This window comes from Acinetobacter sp. YH12021 (assembly GCF_013420145.1).
Taxonomy (GTDB): Bacteria; Pseudomonadota; Gammaproteobacteria; order Pseudomonadales; family Moraxellaceae; genus Acinetobacter; species Acinetobacter towneri.
The window spans coordinates 1-3,531 of the sequence record NZ_VOYT01000050.1 but is presented as its reverse complement, the minus strand read 5'-3'; the positions used below and the strand labels follow the sequence as shown (position 1 = coordinate 3,531).

At 39.4% G+C, this 3,531-nt stretch carries 3 protein-coding genes and 1 pseudogene; all 4 read right to left on the bottom strand.

Annotation, left to right across the window (positions count from 1 at the left end):
• Window positions 1–120 precede the first annotated feature (120 nt).
• Window positions 121–597, bottom strand: a pseudogene (locus tag FTT91_RS14285) (GMP synthase (glutamine-hydrolyzing)); the annotation flags it as partial.
• Window positions 598–653: 56 nt separating this feature from the next.
• Complete coding sequence (estT, locus tag FTT91_RS14280; RefSeq protein ID WP_077782102.1) at window positions 654–1,514, bottom strand: macrolide hydrolase EstT; 861 nt, start codon at window positions 1,512–1,514, stop codon at window positions 654–656.
• Between the two features lie 17 nt (window positions 1,515–1,531).
• Window positions 1,532–2,668 carry a tetracycline-inactivating monooxygenase Tet(X) gene (gene tet(X), locus FTT91_RS14275; protein ID WP_044502094.1) on the bottom strand — a complete coding sequence of 379 codons (1,137 nt, stop codon included), beginning with the start codon at window positions 2,666–2,668 and terminating at the stop codon, window positions 1,532–1,534.
• Window positions 2,669–2,691: 23 nt separating this feature from the next.
• Window positions 2,692–3,069, bottom strand: a complete 378-nt coding sequence (locus tag FTT91_RS14270; RefSeq protein WP_044502095.1) for a hypothetical protein — start codon at window positions 3,067–3,069, stop codon at window positions 2,692–2,694.
• Between the last annotated feature and the right edge of the window lie 462 nt (window positions 3,070–3,531).

Below are 3,531 nucleotides of genomic sequence, written 5' to 3'. Positions count from 1 at the left end.
ATGAGGCATGTTCCGCGTCCTTGCAATACTGTGTTTACATACAGTCTATCGCTTAGCGGAAAGTTCTTTTACCCTCAGCCGAAATGCCTGCCGTTGCTAGACATTGCCAGCCAGTGCCCGTCACTCCCACTCAATAGTTGCCGGCGGCTTTGAGGAAACATCGTAGGTTACCCGCGAAATACCGGGAATCTCATTAATGATGCGGCTAGAAACCGTTTCTAAAAACTCATACGGCAAGTGTGCCCAGCGCGCTGTCATAAAATCGATAGTTTCTACTGCGCGCAATGCCACCACATACTCATAGCGGCGGGCATCGCCCACTACGCCAACCGACTTCACTGGCAAGAATACAGCGAAGGCTTGGCTGGTTTTGTGATACAGGTCAGCGGCATACAGCTCTTCGATAAAGATGGCATCAGCCAAGCGCAACCTGTCAGCATATTCTTTTTTTACTTCGCCAAGAATACGCACACCCAAGCCAGGGCCAGGGAAGGGATGACGGTAAACCATGTCGTAGGGCAGACCTAACTCCATACCGATCTTGCGCACCTCATCTTTAAACAGCTCGCGCAGCGGCTCCACCAGCTTGAGCGTCATAACACATTGATATTAGCTTCAATCTCTAAACCGTTGATTTGGAAATACATAATACCCTATTTGTTCATTCTTTTGTTATTTGTTGTATGTTGCGTTATTCCATCAATAATTTTATTCCAATCTTCGAAATGTAGTTCGTGTCCGGTTCCATCAAGCGTTATTAGTTTTGAGCCGTTTATCTTTTCAAGTAAAACTGCTGAATTCTTAAAATGCCATATTTTATCGTCCGTTCCGTGTACAATTAAGGTTGGTTGATTGATTTCGCTCAATCTGTTCCAGTATTCTTCACCACCTTGCAGTGCCGCATGATTGAACATACTTATATAGTTATTAGCTCTTTTAAATTCGGCTCTAATCAGTTTTTCACTTCTTTGTTTGTCAAATTGTTTCCTGCCGCTCATCAATTCAGCACCTTGAATTAAATAATTTGCCACACTGTCTTCATTTGTCCAATCTACGGTTTCAGCTTTTCCGTGAAAATCTAAAATACGCGTATCCATTTCAGGAATTGTGGGGTCTGAGTCGCCCCAAGGACCTGATGAGATTAGTGTTATTGAACTTACCCTGTCGGCATATTTTATTGATGCTATTTGAGAAATCAGTCCGCCCAGTGAAATTCCCACAAAATTGGCTTTGACTATTTTATAGCCGTCCAAAATTGAAATAGCATCATGGGTTAAGTCAACAATATCATAGGGGGTTGAACCCGGTTCGTAATTAGTAGATTTTCCTACGTCCCTATTGTCGTAGCGAATAACAAAAAATCCCTTTTCAGATAGTTTCTGGCAAAATTCAGCATCCCAATACAACATGGATACCGTTGCTCCCGCAATCAAGAGTATTGCCGGATCTTTTTCACATCCAAAACTTTCGGTAAAAAGTCTTATTCCGTTTTTTTTAACTATTTTCTCTTTCATTTCCTCGCCTTTCTGTTTTATAGATTCATTAGTTTTTGGAAAGAAAAGTCGAGGCTGAACATTTCCGTTTCGTTTATTATTGATTCTGCCTGTGCTTCTCTTCCATAAGCAAACATTTGCTGTTCATAATTTTCAATAGCCTCTTCAATGCTGTTAAATTTCCCATTGGTCAGATTATCCGACAATATCAAGGCATCCATCAACCCACTGTTTACGCCTTGTCCTGCAAAAGGAGGCATCAAATGAGCAGCATCTCCAATCATCGTTATGGGTAATGGACGCTTACTTTTCCAAGACTTATCTAAGGGAAATATTCGTGTCGCTAACCCTACAAAAGATGATGTCAAACGAATCAGTTCTTTGTAGCGTTCGTCCCAATCGGAAAATTTTTTCAGGAGAAAATCAACGACACTATTTCTGTCTTGAAAATCTACCCGCGTTTTGCTTTTCCATTCATCAGGTGTTTTAAAACTTATTCCAAAATGCAATGCACCATTATTATTAGGATTCGCAAATAATAAATTACCTTGATGAGCAGCCATTAGCCGGTTTCCATTGCAAAGCTGAAAAAATCCAGGACAGTTCACCTCCGGTTGATGAATATCGGCTTGTATATTGAAAGTACCTGTTTCTTCAACTTCCGTGTCGGTAACAAATTTTCTTACTTTAGACATTCCACCATTGGCAATAATAACCAGATCTGCTGTTTCACTCGATTTATCCTCAAAAGTTAGTATCCACTTCTCCTTATCAGGTTCAAGGGTAACAAGTTTTCTATCCCAAATGACGGTATCATTTTGTAAACTATTTAATAGGATAGTCCTTAAGTCATTTCTGTTTATTTCAGGATTGTCAAAACGATTTTCGGGTCTTACATTTTTTGTGGTTAAAATATTGCCCTTTTCATCAACAATATTTACACCCATTGGTAAAGCTAAGTCATAATAAGTTTGTAACAATCCCGCTCTTTTCATTGCTTCCTGTCCCGAATCCCTGTGCAGATCAAGTGTCCCACCAAAAATCCTTGCATCTTGGTCTTTGTCTCTCTCGTAAACTGTAATGTCCACGCCGTTTTGCTGTAACAATCTCGCCATTGTTAATCCAACAGGCCCGGCACCAATTATTGTAATTTTTTTATGTTTTAGTAAAGTCATATTCTTGTTCGCTGGTTTTAATGTCAACTAATGTCTGTCAATTTAATCACTTTGTTTTTTTTAAATTCAAACACGGATTTTCCTGATAACTTTAGCTTTTGCCCTTTTTTTAAGCCGTTCGGAAAGTCAATTGCTAAAATTGCTGTATAATCAATTTCTATTTCAGTGCTGTTGTCAAAATGCCTAAACGATTTAACTGTCTGTGTTCTCTTTGCAAAGTATGTTTTTGCTGTTTCTGCCTGTTGTTTAAACGCTGTTAACCCTTTCAGCGATAAACTTATATCATTATTTTGAATGTTTTCAAAAACAATATTATCGTCAAGGTCTGCAACCATTTTTTTGATATCAAATTGGTTGTATCCATCGATGTAGTTATTGATGATGTTTACTCTGTCGGTCATATTTTGTAATTATTTATCGGTTACATATTGGTGTTGTCTGTAGGTTGTTCTACGATAATTGCCAACTTTTAACTTCTATACGAAGGAACATGTTGGGATACTTGAACTTTCGATTTAGCGCCAACACGAGCAAACCGAAGTTAGCACCTACTCTCTATTCAGCATATTTTTTAAAAATACTTGTGGCAATGTGTCCGCCAAAACCAAAAGTATTACTCATTGCGTAATTCACTTGCCGTTGTTGTGATTGGTGTAACGTCAAGTTAAATATATCCCTATATTCAGGTTCAATATCTACCGAATTGATTGTTGGCGGAACAATGTTATTCTGAACAACGTATAGGAAGAATAAACGCCCTTTTCACCCAAGTCCAACAGCTTTGGACCGCAGTTGACTCTTTCGACACCCCTGCGATGCAACCCAATCCGGCTGACGGGGAGCCAGCAACGCTGAAAATTTAC